Below are 18329 nucleotides of genomic sequence, written 5' to 3'. Positions count from 1 at the left end.
CGTCCAGAGGCAGGACAAAGTCCCGGGGCCGCCCTACGTCAGGTGACCAACTGCCCCTTCCCGAGGGCGATGACCCCGGCCTTGGACATCGTGTACAGCTCCGCGTCCCGCTCCGGGTTGACGCCGATGGTCGCGCCCGGCGGCACCTCGACGTTCTTGTCGAGAACGGCGCCGCGCACCACCGCGCCCCGGCCGATGTGCACGTTGTCGTGCAGGACCGAGCCCTGCACCACGGCCCCCGGGTCGACGAGCACACCCGGCGACAGCACGGACCGCGTGACCTGCCCGCGCACCAGGCAGCCGGCGCTGATGATCGACTCGCTGGCGATGCCGCCGGCGTTGAAGCGGGCCGGTGAGAGCTGGTACGAGTGCGTGTAGATGGGCCAGCTGCGGTTGTACAGGTTGAAGGCGGGGCGCTCGGCGATCAGGTCCATGTGGGCCTCGTAGTAGGCGTCCAGCGTGCCGACGTCCCGCCAGTAGCCCTGGTCGCGGGTGGTCTCGCCGGGCACGTGGTTGGCGCTGAAGTCGTACAGCGCGGCCTCGCCCCGGTCGGTGAGCTGGGGCAGGATCGAGCCGCCCATGTCGTGCACGGAGGACTCGTCCTCCGCGTCCCGCTTCAGCGCCTCGATGAGGGCCTTGGTGGTGAAGATGTAGTTGCCCATCGAGGCGAAGATGGAGTTGGGATCGTCCGTCAGCCCGGGCGGGGCCGACGGCTTCTCCAGGAAACGCTCCACCGTCTGGCCGTCCGAGCCCGGTGTGATCACCCCGAAGGACGAGGACTCGGTGCGCGGCACCCGGATCCCGGCGACCGTCACGCCCGCGCCGCTCTCGATGTGCTGGTCGAGCATCTGGCGCGGGTCCATGCGGTAGACGTGGTCGGCGCCGAAGACGGCGACGTACTCGGGGCGCTCGTCGTAGATCAGGTTCAGCGACTGCAGGATCGCGTCGGCGCTGCCCAGGTACCAGCGCGGGCCGAGGCGCTGCTGGGCGGGCACGGGCGTCACGTAGTTGCCCAGCAGGTTGGACATCCGCCAGGTGGTCGTGATGTGCCGGTCCAGCGAGTGCGACTTGTACTGCGTCAGGACGCAGATGCGCAGGACGCCCGCGTTGACGAGGTTGGACAGGACGAAGTCGACCAGACGGTACGTGCCGCCGAAGGTCACCGCCGGTTTGGCACGGTCGGCGGTCAGGGGCATCAGTCGTTTGCCCTCGCCGCCCGCCAGCACGATCCCCAGGACCGAAGGACCACCACCACGCATGGCCGCTCCCCTCACGCCGATTTCCCGATGCCTGCCCCCGGGCAGGACGCGTTAAGCCTGTTTGAGGATCTCCTCGTAGAGCCGGACCGTGCGCCGGGCCACCGCGTCCCAGCCGAACTCGCCGACCGCGCGCTCCCGCCCGGCCTCACCCATCCGCCTGGCTGCCTCCGAATCATCCAGCACCGTGTCCATGGCCCGGGCGAGACCCGCCTCGAAATCGTCACCGGGCGGCACCAGCAGCCCGGTGGTGCCGTCGTCCACGACCTCGGGGATGCCGCCGACCGCCGAGGCCACCACGGGGGTGCCGCAGGCCATCGCCTCCAGGTTCACGATGCCGAGCGGCTCGTACACCGAGGGGCAGACGAACAGGGCGGCGTGCGTCAGGAGCTGGATCACCTCCGGGCGCGGCAGCATCCTCGGGATCCAGAACACGCCGTCGCGGACCGCGCTCAGCTCCCCGAACAGCTCGCGGAACTCCTGGTCGATCTCCGGCGTGTCCGGGGCCCCCGCACACAGCACGACCTGCGCGGCCGGGTCGATGTCCCGTACCGCGCGCAGCAGGTGGGGCACGCCCTTCTGCCGGGTGATACGCCCGACGAACAGCACGTACGGGCGGGAGCGGTCGAGTCCGATCCGCTCCAGGGCGTCCGTGCCGCGGTCGGGCCGGTAGAGGGTGGTGTCGATGCCGTTGTGCACGACGTGGACCCGCTCGGGGTCCAGCGCCGGGTAGCAGCCGAGGATGTCCTCGCGCATGGCTCCGGAGACGGCGACCACCGCGTCGGCGGCCTCGATCGCGCTGCGTTCGGCCCAGCTGGACAGTTCGTAGCCACCGCCGAGCTGCTCGGCCTTCCAGGGGCGCAGCGGCTCCAGGGAGTGCGCGGTCATCACATGCGGGATGCCGTACAGCGTCTTGGCGAGATGGCCGCCGAGGTTGGCGTACCAGGTGTGGGAGTGGACCAGCTCGCGGCCCTCCAGGGCTGCGGCCATGGCGAGGTCGACGGAGAAGGTGCGCAGCGCGTCGTTGGCGCCGTCGAGCGCGGACCAGGGGCGGTGGCGCCGCACGCCGTCGGCGCGGCCCTCGCCCCAGCAGTGCACGTCCAGGTCGACGAGCGGTCTGAGCTCGCGGGCGAGGAACTCCACATGGACGCCCGCACCGCCGTAGACATCCGGCGGGTACTCCCGGGTCAGCAGTCCCACTCGCACCCGCAACTCCCTGCTCTCAGCGGCCGTTCCCTTTCATGGTCACCCAGAAGGGGCGCGTGGGGAAGAGCGGGGCGGCCGTGTGAAGCAACAGTCGCCGCAGACGCCCCCGCCGGGCACCCGGTAGTACAGGCAGCAGCTGCGACGCCGCAAGGCGGTGCCGTCGAGGGTCCCGGCGCCGGTGAGCAGGGGGTGGGCGAGGAGTTCCGCGGTCAGGGTGCGGGCCCGGGCGGCGACGTCCGTACGGCCGTGCCGCCGGGCCCAGCGGTCCAGTTCCCGGGCGGCGACGGCCAGCGCGGAGGCGGCGTTGCCCCGCAGCAGGCCCGGGGCGAGGCGGTAGTGGGCGCGCAGGGCCGCCGCCAGGGGGACGAGGTGGCCGTGCAGGACGACGTCCGCGAGGGCCGCGGCGTCCCCCGGGAGGGGCCGTACGTCCGTGAGCCACAGGTCGTCCGGGGCGCTGCCGTCGGCGTCCCAGCGCAGCAGCCGCGCGTCGAGGTCGGGGACGCCGCCGTAGAGCGCGGCACAGCCGAGGGCGATCGACCAGAGCCGGGCCGCGAGTGCCTGGTGGGTGACGGACGCGGCGACGCGCGATTCCGGGACCCGCAGGGCGGTCGCGACCTTACGCACGCGAAAAATCAGCGGATTTACCGATACATCCGGTGCCACTGAGGTGTAGGCCTGTGCGAGAGTGGGAAGAGACCCGGCCGATGCTCCTTCCGTGCGCAGCACGAAGAAGCCGGCGAGCGGGCGGAGCGCGGCAAGGTCGGGGTCGAGGTCCACGAAGAGCAGTAGTACCAAGACCCCTAAGGGATGTGACCCGGTGGCCCCCGACCGGACTCGCCCACCCTGGGGATGATGGGGCTCCCCTCGTACTCCATCGGCAGTAGGACCCAATGAGTGCTCAGGGACGACGACGGGAAGACCTGGACACGGCAGGGTGTTGGTCATGAAAGCCCACCTTTCGCCGTGCCGGGCCGAGCGCCCCCGCCTGACGCAGAGGATCAGCCGATGAGCGCCCTCGCGTTGTCCGTCCTGCTGTCCCTCGTCTCCGCGTTCGCCTACGCGGGCGGGGCGATCGTGCAGGAGCGGGTGGCGGAGTCCTCCGGCGAGCAGTACGCGCCGCTGCGGCGGCCGGGCTGGTGGGCGGCTGTCGCGCTGAACGGCCTCGGTGGGCTGCTGCACGTGGTGGCGCTGGCCTACGGACCGCTGAGTCTGGTGCAGCCGCTCGGCGCGCTGACCATCGTGGTGGCCCTGCCCATGGCGGCGCTGTTCGTCGGGCGCAAGGCCGGTGCCACGGCCTGGCGGGGCGCGATCATGGCGACGGTCGGGCTCGCGGGTCTGCTGTCCCTGGTCGCCGCCTCCGACGCGCGGTCCCTGGACACGGTGGAGCGGGTGGCCGTCGCCGTCGTCACGGCCGGTGTGGTCGTGGCGTTGATGATCGCCGCCCGGGCCGCGCACCGGCACCCGGCGGTCCGCAGCATGCTGCTGGCGACCGCCTCCGGTATCGCGTTCGGCATGTCCTCGGTGTTCACCAAGACCGTCGCGGTCGACTGGACCGGCGGTGTGTCGGCGGCGGACGTGCCGTCCCTCGCCGTGATCGGCGTCCTCGCCACGGCCGGCATGCTGCTGTCGCAGGCCTCCTACCGGGGCGCCGGCCTCGCGGCCCCGCTGGCGACACTGACGGTCGTGAACCCGGTGGTGGCGGCCGCGGTCGGCATCACGATGTTCGGAGAAACCTTCCGCTACGGCACGACGGGCACGGCGCTCGCGCTGAGCTGCGGCGTGGTGGCCGCGGGCGGCCTGATCCTGCTGACGACCGAGCGGCTCACGCACGGGCAGCCCGCGGCCGCGGAGGGCCTGCCGGCGGCGGAGCAGGTGTCGGAGGCCGTGGGCGCCGGTTCCACGGAGGTGCCCGCACGGGTGGGCGGGACCGCCGAGGGCGTGGACGGCCGCCCCGAGCCCGTGGCCGGCGGAGCCGATGCCGTGCCCGCCGGTGGGCGCCTGATGGTGGAGGACGTGCTCGCGGCGGGGCCGAGGGCGGGGGCGGTGTCGGCGGTGCTCGTGCCGGGGCCGGGTACGTCGGCAGCGGTGCTCATGCCGGGGCCGGGTACGTCGGCAGCGGTGCTCATGCCGGGGCCAGGTACGCCGGCGGCGGTGCTCGTGCCGGGGCCGGGGACACCTGCGGTACTGGTACCGGAGTCGGAGGCGACAGTGCTCCGGGGCGTGCAGGAGACGGCGGCGGAGGTGCTCGTGCCGGTGTCGGACTCAGCGGGCGCGGCACGGGTGCCGGTTCCGGACGCCTCGGCCGCGGTGCCGGGGCCGGGCGCAACGGGCGTGCTGCCGGGGCCGGGTGCAGCGGGCGCGGTGCTCGCGCCCGAACTCGAGAAGGCGGGCGCGGTGCCCATGCCCGGGCCGCCCATGCCCGGGCCGGATGCCGTTGCAGCGGCGGCAGCGGTGGTCGCTTCCGTGGCGGATGCCTCGTACGAGAGCGGGGAGCCGTCGGTGGCGGCGGCCTCCGACGACGAACGCCCGCTCTCCTACGTGCCCTTCTACGGCATCCCGTACGTCCCGCTGCCCACGGTCGACCGGCACCGCATGCGGGTCAGATCCTGACGCCGCCGGCCCGGAGGTACGCCACCGGGTCGACGTCCGAACCGAAACCGGGCCCCGTCCGCACCTCGAAGTGCAGATGCGGGCCCGAGCTGTTTCCGGTGGAGCCCGAGCGGCCGATGCGCTGGCCGGCGCTCACCGACTGCCCGTTCCGCACGGAGATCGCCGACAGGTGGGCGTACTGGCTGTAGCGCCCGTCGGCGTGCCGGACCACGACCTGGTAGCCGAACGAGCCGCCCCATCCCGCGCTGACGACGCTGCCCGCCGCGACCGACTTGACCGACGTGCCCGTGGGCACGGGGAAGTCGATGCCGGTGTGGTAGCCCTTCGACCAGGAGGAGCCCGCCTTGCGGTAGGGCGTCCCGAGGGAGGCGCCGACGGGGGCGACGAGGCCCTGCCGGGTGGCCGTGGACCGGCCGGCGCGCTCCTTGCCCTCGTCGTGGGACCGCTCCTTCGGCCGCTCCTTGGAGCGCTCCTTCGGCCGCTCCTTGGCGCGGTCCTGGACCGGCTTCTTCGTCGAGGGCTTCGCCGACGGCGCCGGCCGGTGCGCCGGCCGCGTCTTCGTGGCACCCTCGCCGCGCAACGCGAGACGCTGGCCGGGCACGATCAGGTCGGGGTCGGACCCTATGGCCGAGCGGTTGGCCGCGTACAGGCCCCGCCAGCCGCCCCGGACATCCTGGTCGTCCGCGATGCCGGAGAGGGTGTCGCCGTGGACCACGGTGTACACCTCGGCCTTGCCCGCCCGGGACTGCGGCGTGGACTGCGGCCGTACGTCCTCGATCGAGGTCTTCTTCTTCGTGTCCTTCTGCTTCGTGCGCTCGGCGGCCGGCCGGATGTCGGGCTCGCCGCCGCCCCGGGTCAGTCCGGCCCGTGCCGAGCAGACCGGCCAGGCGCCCGGACCCTGCCCGTCGAGGACCTTCTCCGCGACGGCGACCTGCTGGTCCTTGCTCGCCAGGTCCGCGCGGGCCGCGTAGGCCCGGCCGCCGTAGGCCTCCCAGGTGGACTGGGTGAACTGAAGTCCGCCGTAGAAGCCGTTGCCGGAGTTGATGCTCCAGTTGCTGGTGGACTCGCAGGCGGCGACCTTGTTCCAGGTGTCCATGTCCGCCGCCTGGGCGGCGCCGGTGCCCATGAACGGCAGTGCCATGCCCGCGCCGCCCGCGGTGACGGTGAGTGAGGCGCGGTTGATCCTGTTCGGCTGATACCGGCGGTGCCGGCCGCGTACGGCCATCGAAAGCCCCCCTAGACATGCGTCTGGAGGGGCAAAAGTAAGCGCAGCGAACCGGCCAGAACAAGACGGCTTTTCGCCGCCCGGGAGTCCAAATGGCCGGTATGAGGCCCCTGTTGCGCGACGTGCGCCACGGTGGCGCACCGTGGACGGCACACGGTGCGCGGGTGCGCCGTGCGCGGGGACGCGTACGTCGGCTGAGTGCGACGGGGCTCTCGTCCGTATCAGCCTGCGCCACGTCGTGCGACCCGCGCGTGCGGACGAGGTAGCGGCACGTCAGGATGGTCGACGGGGGACGCCCGTGGGCACCCCCACCGGCAGCACCGATACCGAGGTCTTTAGGAGCGAACCGAATGAGCAGTACAGCGCAGATCGGCGTCACGGGTCTCGCGGTCATGGGCCGCAACCTCGCCCGCAACTTCGCCCGCAACGGCTACACGGTCGCGGTGCACAACCGGACGCCCGCGCGCATGCACGCCTTGGTGGAGGAGTTCGGCGGCGAGGGGGAGTTCGTCGCGTGCGAGAGCGCGAAGGACTTCGTGGCGGCGCTGGAGCGGCCGCGGCGCCTGATCGTGATGGTGAAGGCCGGTGAGCCCACGGACGCGGTGATCCAGGAGTTCGCGCCGCTGCTGGAGCCCGGCGACATGATCATCGACGGTGGCAACGCGCACTTCGCGGACACCCGGCGCCGGGAGCGCGACCTGCGCGAGCAGGGCATCCACTTCGTCGGCATGGGCGTCTCCGGCGGCGAGGAGGGCGCGCTGAACGGCCCGAGCATCATGCCGGGCGGCCCGAAGGAGTCCTACGACTCGCTCGGCCCGATGCTGGAGAAGATCTCGGCGAAGGCCGCCGACGGCTCGCCGTGCGTGTCCCACGTCGGTCCGGACGGTGCCGGGCACTTCGTGAAGATGGTGCACAACGGCATCGAGTACGCGGACATGCAGCTGATCGGTGAGGCGTACCAGCTGCTGCGGGACGTCGCCGGGTACTCCCCCGCCGAGATCGCCGAGATCTTCCGGACCTGGAACCGGGGCCGTCTCGACTCGTACCTGATCGAGATCACGGCCGAGGTGCTGTCGCACGTGGACGCGGAGACGGGCAAGCCGTTCGTGGACGTGGTGGTCGACCAGGCCGAGCAGAAGGGCACCGGCCGCTGGACCGTGCAGATCGCGCTGGACCTGGGCGTGCCGGTGTCCGGCATCGCCGAGGCGGTGTTCGCGCGCTCCCTGTCGGGCCACGCGGCCCTGCGGGACGCCTCGCGCGAGCTGGCCGGCCCGAAGGCGCAGCCGCTGAGCGAGGCGGAGGCCCGGGCGTTCGCGGACCGGGTCGAGCAGGCGCTGTACGCGTCGAAGATCGTGTCGTACACGCAGGGCTTCCACGAGATCGACGCCGCCCGTGGTGAGTACGGCTGGGACATCGACCTCGGCGCGGTGTCCGCGCTGTGGCGGGGCGGCTGCATCATCCGCGCGGCGTTCCTGGACCGGATCCGCGCCGCGTACGACGCCCGGCCCGACCTGCCGAGCCTGCTGTCGGACGCGACGTTCGCGCAGGAGATCGCGGACGCCCAGGACGACTGGCGCGAGGTGCTGGTCGCCGCGACCCGCCAGGGCGTGCCGACGCCCGGGTTCGGCGCGGCTCTCGCCTACTACGACGCCCTGCGCGCGGAGCGGCTGCCGGCGGCGCTGACGCAGGGGCAGCGGGACTACTTCGGTGCGCACACGTACCGCAGGGTCGACCGTGACGGGTCGTTCCACACGCTGTGGGGCGGGGACCGGTCGGAGACCTCCGCGTAAGGACTGCCGCCGAGGGACGTGAGCGGGGCGGTGGACGGCACGGGATGCCATCCGCCGCCCCGTTCGCGTGCGGGTCGGGACCAGGCGTCAGGGGTCAGGACAGGGGTGGTCCGGGCTCCGGGCTCGGGACGGGATCCGGCCCCGGGGGGATCGGAGACGGGTCGGGGCCCGGCACGGGGCCGGGGGCCGGGGGCGCCGGTGGAGTGGGCGCGGGTGGGGGCGGGGTCGGCTCCGGGCCCGGCGGGGGCTGTGGGTTCGGCACCGGGTCGGGGTGCGGCTCCGGGCGCTGGGGATCCGGGCCAGGGGTCGGCGCCGGCGGCACGGGGTCGGGAATCGGGTTCGTCATCAGGTCCTCCAGCCAGTGGGACGACTCCGGCTCTGGACTACTTCCCCCGCCTACCCGGCCCCCGCCTCGGCAGTCACTCCCCGGCGGGACCGGGAGGGGACCAGGTGGAGGTAGGGGGGCCGGGGGTGGCGTGTGGCGGGGGTGGGCCGGTTCGGGGCGCGGGCCGGTTCAGAAGCGGCCGGGGTAGGCCGGTTAGAAGCGGCCGGGGTGGGCCCTCAGCCAGTCCTTCGCCGCCGCCAGCAGGTCCTGGTCGGCCGGCGAGGCCTCGTCGGGGTGACGTTCGATCCACCGGGTGACGTAGGGGCAGAGCGAGGCGACCACGCTGTGCTCGCGGCCGGCGAGGGCGAAGAGCTCGCGCGTGAGCGAACCGGCGATGCCCTTGCCCTCGTGGGCCGGCTCCACGATCGTGTGGACGGGCACGAGCGCCCGCTCGGGGCTTTCGAGCACGAAGTACTCGATGCGGCCGACGACTTCACCGCCGGACACGGCCTCCAGCCGGCCCGCTGCCCGGTCGTCACGGATCTCCGGGTCGCTCATCGACACGCTCCTCCTCTGTTCGCGCCCTCTGTTCGCGCCCTCTGTTCGCGGTCAGGCCCCGACGGCCTGCGGGCTGCGCTGCTGGTCCGAACCGGGCACCGGCTCGGACGGGTCCGCGCCCAGGGCCACGATCCGGTTGTCGCCGTCCACGTGCACGACCCGGGGGGTGAGTGCCCGCGCCTCTGCGTCCGTCACCTGGGCGTAGCTGATGATGATCACCAGATCGCCGGGGTGGACGAGATGGGCGGCGGCCCCGTTGATCCCGATCACGCCGGATCCGCGCTCGCCCTCGATGACGTAGGTCTCCAGCCGGGCGCCGTTGGTGATGTCGACGATGTGCACGAGCTCACCGGGCAGCAGATCGGCGGCGTCGAGCAGGTCGGCGTCGATGGTCACGGACCCCACGTAGTGCAGGTCGGCCTGGGTGACGGTGGCTCGGTGGATCTTGGACTTGAACAGAGTACGCAGCACTTTGGACTCCTGGAAGACGGCTCCCTGCCTGCTTTGTGCAGGTCAAGGGCGGCCTTCACTTTACAACCGGCATACGTCGGGGACGATGACTGTGAGGAACATCGCTTCACTCCGGGGTGGAGGCTTCCTGCCTGCGTCTCCGCGCGAACCGGGCTGCTGCGACGCCGTCGCCAAGGCCCCCTGCTCAGACAACCGTCTCGGAATGTGCAGGGACTGATACTGATCAGATGCTGACCTAGCTGACGCCATATCAGGCACACGAGGGGCTGGGCACAGCATGGCGGTCATGCACATCGCCGAGTTCAACAACGTCGAGCCAGAGGCCGACAGCCCCCGCGAAAGCCCGCCGACCCTCTCGCTTCCTTCCTGTATGGGCTGCTCACCATGGACGACCTCTTGACGTCCGGAGGCCTGTGCGTCACCGACACCGTCACTCGCCGAGGGCAGGGTCCGTCTGACCGTGGACGCAGAGCGGGACAACAGCGCCGTGAGCCGTTTCGCCGTCTTCCGCCAGGCGAAGTCTCGCCGTGCGGCACCAAGAGGGCCGTACCTGATAGCGCCAGCGCGTGCCGTCCGGTGTCGTCATCCCAATGAGGCGGTCTTCCGCATCCCACTCGTAGCGCATGGTGTCCGGTTTTGGGGACAGCGCGTCTTCGGGCGCAAGGCTCTGCAAGTAGTGGCGGCTTCCCGCACAGACACGACCTCACCCCGAGCGGTGCTGTCCCTGCAACTGACCAGCCCAAAATGAGGCTGGGAAAGCTTACTGCCTCAGCCTTTCGAGATGTGCACCTGCAGCAGATGCTGGATGATGAGTTCGAAGTCAGACTGCGCTTTGAGGCAAAAATCTTGATCTTGAACGTTGATAGAGTGAACAACGTCTCTGAAGCTGGGGTCCGCGAGCCCGTGCGCCTCACGTAGGACCCGCGTCGGGACCAGCACCCAGTTTCTGCGCGTTCTGTCGATTTCCCAGTCGACTTGCGTCGGCAGTGCCTTTACGGAAGCTTCAATGAGCTGCGCCACCCCTTCTTCCGGGGACGCGTAGCGCCACCCCATGTAGGGTACCTGAGGGTAGCCATATGCAGCATTGAATTCCGTGGGCAATTTGAACCATGCGAGTTCTCCGAACCTGCTCAGCGCCTGCACTGCCTGCTCGCCACGACTCGACACAATCATCCATTCATTCGTCACCAGAGGGGGGCCGGAGCCCCCTCGCCCTCCCCCTCTCTTAGGGTGCACTCTGCAATCTCCGAACAGTCGATATTCCCACCAATCGGAGCAGACCTCATGGCTGCGACGGCTGCTTCGTCGGCCGGACTGTTCGGGTTCGGCTCCCTGAAGTCGTAAGTGCCGCGCCCATTCTTGCCACGAGGACATTCGGGAGCAATTCCGAGTGAATCAGATTGTCCGTGTGGATTACGAAGATAGGTGGTCGGGTTGGGCGCCTCTCTGACTTTGTCCGAAAATTTTGCCTTTACTCACCGACTGTAACGGCGGTGAGGGTCGCCCCTCTTTCTAGCGTTCCCGCCACCTCGCCCGACATGTGGACCTTGGCACTATGGGGCGGATCAATAAAATCCACTAGCCGCTCATAGCGGTTGATCCAGTCCAGGATCAAGGGTGCTGCAATCACGTTGGAGCCGGTATCTGAGTCGATGCTGAAATGCTGGCCAGTGCGCACCACGCCCGCCACGCAGCGAACGATGCAAGTCACTGCGGTGGCAGTCCTCTCCTCAATCTCGTAGATCTGCAACTTCCCCGCAGTACTGTCAGCCATGCCTGTAGGCCTCCGCCACGAATTGTTTGATCTGTTCAGGTGCAAGTTTTGGTATGTCCCATTCCAGGGCATCACTGATTCCTTCGTAGGTATTGATTCGAGGAACGTGAATCCCCATACCTTGAAGAATACTATGAGCGGTGCCAACCGGAAGCTCCACACTAGCTCGGCGAGTCAGCTCAGAAGCAGATAGGTTCACACCGACTTCTGCCTCTGCCCGGATGTAACCTCTCGCAGTGTCAACCCCCTCGAGCGCACTCCGGGGAATTACCTGGACTACGGATTCCCCGAATTGTTCTGAGTGTCTGGCAAACGCGGTTGCCACCCCTGGGTCCGTTGATGTGGGAGTGAAGCCTGACGTTTGCGTACCCGCACTGGCTTCAAATCCCTTTGTGGTTCCTCGGAAGAGGTGGTCCTCTTCGGGACATCCGACTGGCGCCAGACCGAGAGGATCGGGAGTAAGGTAGCGCGCCGTTTGCGGGTCGTAGTGGCGGAAGTAGTTGTAATGCAGGCCCGTTTCCGGGTCGTAGTACTGGCCGGGGAAGCGGAGGGGTGTGTAGGTGGTGCTGTTCGCGGCCCATGAGGTGGTGCCCCACAGGGTGCTGCGTGTTCGCCAAGCCAAGTCTCCGTGTTCGTCAACCAGCTCGGTCGGCGTGCCGATCAGGTCGGTGACGATGGAGAAGGAGCGGGAGTCGATCTCCTCCTGTGGTGCGTCTGCGGCCGTGATGCGCTCGGTCTGGGCGACGGGGTGCAGGCCCCGGTGGTCCCACGTCAGGGTGACTGGGTTGGGTAGGTCGATGGACGTGGTGGTCTGTTCGCACAGGGTCGTGCCGTCCCAGGTGAAGTCCACGCGCTCGACGACCGTTTGGGTGTCTTCCGCCAGGCGGAGCTTCGTCGTGCGGCGGCCCAGGGGGTCGTACGTGTAGCGCCAGCGCGTGCCGTCCGGAGTCGTCACCGAGGTGAGGCGGTCCTCCGCGTCCCATTCGTAGCGCCAGGTGTCCGGCTTGCGGGACAGGCGGGTCTTCTGGCGCAGGATGATGCGGCCGAGGGCGTCGTGTTCGTAGCGGACGTTGCCGGCCCGGGTGATGCGGGTGCCCACATACTCGCGGGTGCCGGTCGCCTCACCGCCGGGATGGGATGTCGGCCAGTGTGCCGTCGTCTGGTTGCCGGCTGTGTCGTAGGCGTACGCCTCCGACCAGTTCGCTGCGTGGACCGCCGTCACGCGGCCCGTCGGTCGAGCCTTTCGGTGCTTCACTGCCGGAACCGGTACCGGAATCGGTTCCGGAACCGATTCCGGTACCGGTTCCACGGGGCTCTGTACGATCGGCCCTTCGGTGCGGGAGGACGTCTTCCGCCTCTGCAGGAAGGGAGGGGAGGTGCCACGTCAGGCCTTGCGGGTTGGTGACCTTCGTCAGCCGCAGTTCCAGGGCTTGTCGTGGGCGCCGTCCCACGGGACTGCGGTGATCTTGACGTCAACGCTGCCAAGCGGCACCTCGGCGATGTTCACCACCAAGAAGTTGTCAAGCTTCCCGGTCTTGGCGTCGTAGATGTCACCGCCCTGCCACCACCAACCGGGAGGGCGGTGAGCAGACGGCGCGCCACCTGCTGGACATCGGCCGCCGTCGCCCTCTGGTGGTGACGACCATGCCGTGCAACACCGCTCCTACACCTACCGCGCCGACGGCAACCTGATCGGCATCGACGACCACCTCGCCGGCTCCCGCCGCTTCGACCTGGACGCGACCGCCTGCTCGAAGGGGGGCAGGAACCACGAGCGCAGCTTGCGGGGGCTGAGATCGGCTTCGCTGGCGTCGGACCTCCGCGGCCGCCACACGACCACGATCGTGTCCGACCGCGCCGGCCTCCCCCTTCAGATCACGGCCCCCCTTGGCCTTGCCCGCGCCGATCTCGGTGGGGGCATCGTTGCCGGGGCACGCGCCCGGCCAGAACGAGTGGCCGTGGATGCCGTCATCGGCTGTCAGCCGGGCCGTCGCCCCCTCCTACAGCCATGCCCGGGATCATCACATCCGCATATTGTCGAGCGCAAACAGGCCGGAAACAACTCGTTCACCGGCCCGTCCCGGCTTCGACGATGGGGCCGAAGCGTGCCGGACGACCTCCACCCACCCCTCCGACCTGGGCGGTCACCGAATCCGAGCCCGCCACTGCCCGGGGCGGCGCGGTTCGCGACCACCCACGACAGCCGGTGAACTGCCGGTCATGTCAAAGCAGTCACGCCCGGACCGTTGACGCGGAGGTCGGATTGGGCTTCATAATCGGGCACTCGCTGTCATCGATGACACAAGTCAACGATGACACCCCGAGCCGACGACACGGATGGTCGGTCGGCCCGGGGTGCACTTTCGGTCCGCCGCGCAGAAGCCGCAGTCACCGCTGCGTGGACGGCCGCGGGACAAGGAGACACCATGAGCTCTGTACGCGTATCCCGGCATGCCCGCATACGGATGATGGCGGCGGTCGCGACCGTCTGCGCCCTGTCAGCAGCCCCGCCGGCCCCCCAGGCCGTCGCCGCCGACACCCCGACCTACACCGAGACCTACAGACCCCAGTTCCACTTCACCCCGCAGAAGAACTGGATGAACGACCCCAACGGCCTCGTCTACTACAAGGGCGAGTACCACCTCTTCTACCAGTACAACCCGGGCGGCAACACCTGGGGCGACATGTCCTGGGGGCACGCGGTGAGTAAGGACCTCGTGCACTGGGAGGAGTTGCCGCTCGCCTTGTCGCACGACGACGAGGAGATGGTGTTCTCCGGCAGCGCGGTCGTCGACTGGAACAACACCACCGGGTTCGGCACGAAGAAGAACCCGCCCATGGTGGCGATCTACACCAGCACCTACAAGAACGGCGGCAAGCAGGCCCAGTCGCTCGCCTACAGCACCGACCGCGGTCGCACCTGGACCAAGTTCCAGGGCAATCCTGTGATCGACATCGGCTCCGACAACTTCCGCGATCCCAAGGTCCAGTGGTACGCGCCGACCAAGAGCTGGCTGATGACGGTGTCGCTGTCCGCCGAGCACAAGGTGCGGTTCTACACATCGAAGAACCTCAAGGACTGGGAGGTGCAAAGCGAGTTCGGACCGGCCGGTGCGACGGGCGGCGTGTGGGAGTGCCCCGACCTGTTCCCCCTCGCCGTGGACGGGGACAAGAAGAACATCAAGTGGGTCCTGGTCGTCAACATCAACCCCGGTGGTATCGCGGGCGGTTCGGCCGCCCAGTACTTCATCGGCGACTTCGACGGCAAGAAGTTCACCGCGGACGACAAGGGCACGTACACCCCGCCCACCGGGAATGTCGTGCAGGATTTTGAGGGCACCGGCTTCGGTACCTGGACGAGCACGGGCACCGCGTTCGGCCAGGGACCGGCGGCCGGGGCGGTGGACGGGCAGGGGGCCGTCGAGGGCTTCGACGGCAAGGGCCTCGCCAACAGCTTCCACGGCGGTGACGGCGCCACCGGCATCCTCAGCTCCCCCTCCTTCACCGTCGACAGCCCCTACCTGAACTTCAAGATCGGCGGCGGGCGGCATCCGCACGAGGCCGGGACCGTCATGGACAGCACTCCGCCCGAGGGCACGGTCCTCGCCGACTTCGAAGGCGGAACGTACGGCGACTGGACGGCGACCGGGGACGCTTTCGGCACCGCACCGGCTACCGGCACCCTCCCCGACCAGGGACAGGTATCCGGCTTCCGGGGAGACGGGCTGGCCAACACCTACCTGAACGGCGACTCCACCACCGGCACCCTCACGTCACCCGAGTTCACCATCGACAAGAAGCACATCAACTTCCTCATCGGCGGCGGCAATCACCCGGCCGGCTCCGGCAACCCGACCGCCGTCGAACTCCTCGTGGGCGGCCGGGTCGTCCGCAGCGCCACCGGAAAAGACGCCGAGGCACTCAACTGGGCGTCCTGGGACGTCAGGGACCTCGCCGGCAAGCAAGCGCGGATCAGGATCGTCGACGACAACACCGGCGGCTGGGGCCACGTCAACGTCGACCACATCCTGCTGTCGGACAGCCAGGCCCAGCGCGTCTCCCAGGAGACGTCCGTCAACCTGATCGTCGACGGCAAGGTCGTCCGCAGCGCGACCGGCGCCGACAGCGAGATCCTGGACTGGGCCTCCTTCGACATGCGCCCGTACGCCGGCAAGAAGGCGCAGATCCAGGTCGTCGACATGAACGCCGCCGGCTGGGGCCACGTCATGGCCGACCAGTTCACCGCCGCTGACAAGCCCGCCAGGTCCGTCGTACAGCGCGCCGACTGGGCCGACTACGGCAAGGACTACTACGCGGCGGTGTCCTGGGAGAACGCGCCGGGCGGTAAGCGCTACATGATCGGCTGGATGAACAACTGGGACTACGGCCAGTCCGTCCCCACCTCCCCCTGGCGCGGCGCGCAGAGCGTTCCCCGGAAAATGTCACTGCGCACGATCAACGGCCAGGCCCGGCTGACGAGCAAGCCGGTGGGCAGCCTGGAGTCCCTCCGGCAGCAGCACCCGGCGACGGCGTCAGGCGTCACCGTCAAGAGCACCTCCAAGCCCCTGATCGGCCCCACGGCCAAGGGCAAGGCACTCGACATCGAGGCGACCTTCTCGCTCAAGGACGCCGACCGCTTCGGCCTGAAGGTGCGCACCGGCGCGGGCGGCGAGGAGACCGTCATCGGCTACGACACCACGACGCAGGAGCTGTACGTCGACCGCACCCGCTCCGGAGCCGGGGACTTCAACAGCACCTTCCCCGGCGTCCAGACAGCACCACTGAAGCCCAAGAACGGCAAGGTCAAACTGCGGATCCTCGTCGACTGGTCCTCCGTCGAGGTCTTCGGCGGCAGCGGCGAGGCCGTGATCACCGACCAGATCTTCCCCGACCCCTCCAGCACCGGCGTCGAGGTCTTCGCCGAAGGCGGCACCGCCACCCTCGACCACATGCGGGCGTGGCGGCTGAAGTCCGTCTGGCGGTAACGCGCCGGGGTCCGCGCGCCGGTCGGCCAGGAGCCGCTTCCGGCGCGCGGGCTCAGAAGTGGGTGGTGATCCCGAGGGTCTGCCGGAGCCGGGCCATGTCGTGACGATCGTGATCAGCAGGTTCATAGCCCTGGTGGAAAGAGACCTGCTGCTCGGGCGACAGGCACGGGACGGTGACCCCGAGGATCGTGCCGGTGACGAAACACGAGGCGGGATAGGCGAACGGGTGCCCCGCGTCGAGTGACGCCTGCACGGCGGATCCGTCCGCGGCGAAGACCAGCGGGTGAAGATCGATCTCCCGGTCATGAGGACCGGTGACGACGAACCGTACGGGGCGCCAGTCGAGGGTCTCGACGAAGCCGGCGTTCGCGAGAGCCGCCACGACGTCAGCTTCCTGGTCCTCCCGGTGCATCAGGTCCAGTCGCGGTGCAGGCGGGTTTGCTCGCCGACCAGGGCGTCGATGCCCCAGCCGCCGCCGATCCAGATGTCGACGTCCGCGTTCCGCAGCACCGCAAGGATGGACAACACATCGTCTGCCGTCATCACCTTGCGCACGTTAGCGGTGATCACGTGGGCGGGCGAGTGGATTCATGTGCGGTCGATCTCCTCGAGGAACGTCAGTACAGAGGCGTCCTCCTCGATCAGTGGGATGAGGGCGGCGTTGAACGGGGCGCCGTACGGGGCGTTCAGGTGTGCCGTGAAGGCGTCCTCGTCCCGGTAGACCTCGAAGATCCAGTAGGCGCGCGGATCGGTCGCCTTGGTGTAGACGTCGAAGGCCAGGTTTCCTTCTTCTTCGCGCACTTTCAGGGCGTAGTCCCGGATCAGGCGAGCGACCTCGTCCTCTGCTCCCTCTCGGGCGGTGAACTCGGCCAGCAGGATTTTCGTCATGGTTTCCTGTCCTTTCAGTGGGTGGAGTCGAGGTGCCGGACGACGGCCTTGTCCGTCGGGAACGGCGCCACCTGGTCGCGCCACGGCGGGTTCGGGCCGGCGACGGAGCAGGTCAGGGCCGCGACCTGTGCGGCGAACAGGCAGGCTGCCTCGACATCGCCGAGACGCAGGTCCGTCAGCCTGCCGCCGAGGAGTCCGCGGGTGCCGAGGTGGTGCAGCAGTCCCGCGGTGAAGGAGTCCCCCGCGCCGACCGTGTCGACGACCGGTGTCGACACCGCCGGCACCTGCACCCGCTCCCCGTCGAGTGAAGCCAGGGCGCCGTCGGCGCCGCGTGTGATCACGACGAGCCGCGCGCCCGCCGCATGCCAGGTGTCGCACGCCTGCTCGGGCGGCGTTCCGGGCAGGAGGAGTTCCAGGTCGTCCTCGCTCAGCCGCAGCACATCGGCGAGGCCGCACCAGTGCGCCAGGCGGGCACGGTAGACCTCGGGACGTACCAGGAGGGGGCGGACGTTGGGGTCGATGCTGATGGTGGCCCGAGGGGCGGCCGCTGCCAGGAAGTCCTCCACCACGCCTGCCCCGGGTTCCTTGACCAGGGCCAGTGACCCGGTGTGGACGCAAGCGGTGTCGGTCAGGTCCACCTCGGCCAGTTCCGCGCCGGTCCACTGCCAGTCGGCGGTGGCCTGGGCGTGGAAGGAAAACGTGGCCTGCCCATGGGCGTCCAGCTCGGCCACGGCGAGCGTGCTGGGCTCGGCGGCCTCGACGGCGTGCGAGAGGTCCACGCCCGATGCCTCGAGGTGGGCCCGGAAGAGGCGGCCGAACACATCACCGGACAGCCGTGCGAGGAAGCGGGCCGGAGTGCCGAGCCTGGCCAAGGCCACCGCCGTGTTGGCGGGTCCGCCGCCCGGCAGCACACGCAGGGCGAGTTCGTTCCGGGCACGCGCGGGTTCGGTGAAGGCGTCAGCGACGCACTCTCCCAGGACGGTGATCTGGCGCGGGTTCATGGGCTGCTCTCCTCTTGGAACGCGCCTTCTTGGAACGCGCGGAGCGGAAACGGGCATGACCCGGGCACACCGGTTGACGGCTTCGGGGCGGGCGACCGCCGAGGGACGTTGCCGATTTGTGACGGGTGCAAGGCATTGACGTTGCCGGTGAGCGGAGTCCATCATCCTCGCCAAGCAGTGTCAACGATGACATCAGTCATCGTTGACATCGCGGGACGGCAGGCCTCGCTGCCGACCACC

The 18329-nt window shown here is 69.5% G+C and carries 12 protein-coding genes and 3 pseudogenes; 3 read left to right on the top strand and 12 right to left on the bottom strand.

What is annotated here, in order from left to right; genetic code table 11:
• Window positions 1–38 precede the first annotated feature (38 nt).
• From glgC to QOL88_RS34910, 3 genes are read right to left on the bottom strand one after another with little or no spacing between them, the layout of a single operon-like run.
• Window positions 39–1259, bottom strand: coding sequence for a glucose-1-phosphate adenylyltransferase (gene glgC, locus QOL88_RS34920; RefSeq protein ID WP_097222223.1), 1221 nt, complete (start codon window positions 1257–1259; stop codon window positions 39–41).
• 51 nt (window positions 1260–1310) lie between these two features.
• Window positions 1311–2462: a glycogen synthase gene (glgA, locus tag QOL88_RS34915; RefSeq protein WP_097222222.1), complete on the bottom strand. Its 1152-nt coding sequence runs from the start codon at window positions 2460–2462 to the stop codon at window positions 1311–1313.
• A 39-nt stretch (window positions 2463–2501) separates the two neighbouring features.
• Window positions 2502–3239: a (2Fe-2S)-binding protein gene (locus QOL88_RS34910; protein WP_097223321.1), complete on the bottom strand. Its 738-nt coding sequence runs from the start codon at window positions 3237–3239 to the stop codon at window positions 2502–2504.
• Window positions 3240–3467: 228 nt separating this feature from the next.
• Between QOL88_RS34910 and QOL88_RS39035 the strand changes: the two are divergent.
• A pseudogene (locus tag QOL88_RS39035) lies at window positions 3468–4287 on the top strand (DMT family transporter); the annotation flags it as partial.
• Between the two features lie 774 nt (window positions 4288–5061).
• On the opposite strand, the gene QOL88_RS34900 reads toward QOL88_RS39035, so the two are convergent.
• Window positions 5062–6297 carry a transglycosylase family protein gene (locus tag QOL88_RS34900; RefSeq protein WP_097222220.1) on the bottom strand — a complete coding sequence of 412 codons (1236 nt, stop codon included), beginning with the start codon at window positions 6295–6297 and terminating at the stop codon, window positions 5062–5064.
• 350 nt (window positions 6298–6647) lie between these two features.
• On the opposite strand from QOL88_RS34900, the gene gnd reads away from it, so the two are divergent.
• Window positions 6648–8087 (top strand): NADP-dependent phosphogluconate dehydrogenase, encoded by a 1440-nt coding sequence (gnd, locus tag QOL88_RS34895; protein ID WP_097222219.1) that lies wholly within the window; start codon window positions 6648–6650, stop codon window positions 8085–8087.
• Window positions 8088–8625: 538 nt separating this feature from the next.
• Here gnd and QOL88_RS34890 read toward each other — a convergent pair.
• The 5 genes and pseudogenes from QOL88_RS34890 to QOL88_RS34870 all read right to left on the bottom strand — a co-directional run.
• Window positions 8626–8970: a GNAT family N-acetyltransferase gene (locus QOL88_RS34890; protein ID WP_097222218.1), complete on the bottom strand. Its 345-nt coding sequence runs from the start codon at window positions 8968–8970 to the stop codon at window positions 8626–8628.
• A gap of 51 nt (window positions 8971–9021) precedes the next feature.
• A complete protein-coding gene (gene panD, locus QOL88_RS34885) occupies window positions 9022–9441 on the bottom strand; it encodes an aspartate 1-decarboxylase (protein ID WP_097222217.1) in 420 nt (139 codons plus the stop codon).
• A 768-nt stretch (window positions 9442–10209) separates the two neighbouring features.
• On the bottom strand, window positions 10210–10614 hold the full coding sequence (locus QOL88_RS34880; protein ID WP_097222215.1) for a hypothetical protein: 405 nt from the start codon (window positions 10612–10614) through the stop codon (window positions 10210–10212).
• 298 nt (window positions 10615–10912) lie between these two features.
• On the bottom strand, window positions 10913–11215 hold the full coding sequence (locus tag QOL88_RS34875) for a hypothetical protein (protein WP_097222214.1): 303 nt from the start codon (window positions 11213–11215) through the stop codon (window positions 10913–10915).
• A pseudogene (locus QOL88_RS34870) lies at window positions 11208–12443 on the bottom strand (RHS repeat domain-containing protein); the annotation flags it as partial. The gene QOL88_RS34875 and the pseudogene QOL88_RS34870, both read right to left, overlap by 8 nt.
• A 1198-nt stretch (window positions 12444–13641) precedes the next feature.
• On the opposite strand from QOL88_RS34870, the gene QOL88_RS34865 reads away from it, so the two are divergent.
• A complete protein-coding gene (locus QOL88_RS34865) occupies window positions 13642–16200 on the top strand; it encodes a glycoside hydrolase family 32 protein (RefSeq protein WP_097222212.1) in 2559 nt (852 codons plus the stop codon).
• A 52-nt stretch (window positions 16201–16252) separates the two neighbouring features.
• Here the strand turns inward: QOL88_RS34865 and QOL88_RS34860 are convergent.
• From QOL88_RS34860 to QOL88_RS34850, 3 genes and pseudogenes are all read right to left on the bottom strand, one after another.
• A pseudogene (locus tag QOL88_RS34860) lies at window positions 16253–16743 on the bottom strand (nucleotidyltransferase domain-containing protein).
• 45 nt (window positions 16744–16788) lie between these two features.
• Window positions 16789–17088, bottom strand: coding sequence for a putative quinol monooxygenase (locus QOL88_RS34855; protein WP_097222211.1), 300 nt, complete (start codon window positions 17086–17088; stop codon window positions 16789–16791).
• Window positions 17089–17102: 14 nt separating this feature from the next.
• Entirely contained in the window at window positions 17103–18089 is a 987-nt protein-coding gene (locus QOL88_RS34850) for a carbohydrate kinase family protein (RefSeq protein WP_097222210.1), read from the bottom strand.
• Between the last annotated feature and the right edge of the window lie 240 nt (window positions 18090–18329).

This window comes from Streptomyces sp. Ag82_O1-12, assembly GCF_900182715.1.
Lineage (GTDB): Bacteria > Actinomycetota > Actinomycetes > Streptomycetales > Streptomycetaceae > Streptomyces > Streptomyces massasporeus.
This window is presented reverse-complemented; position numbering and strand designations above follow the sequence as displayed.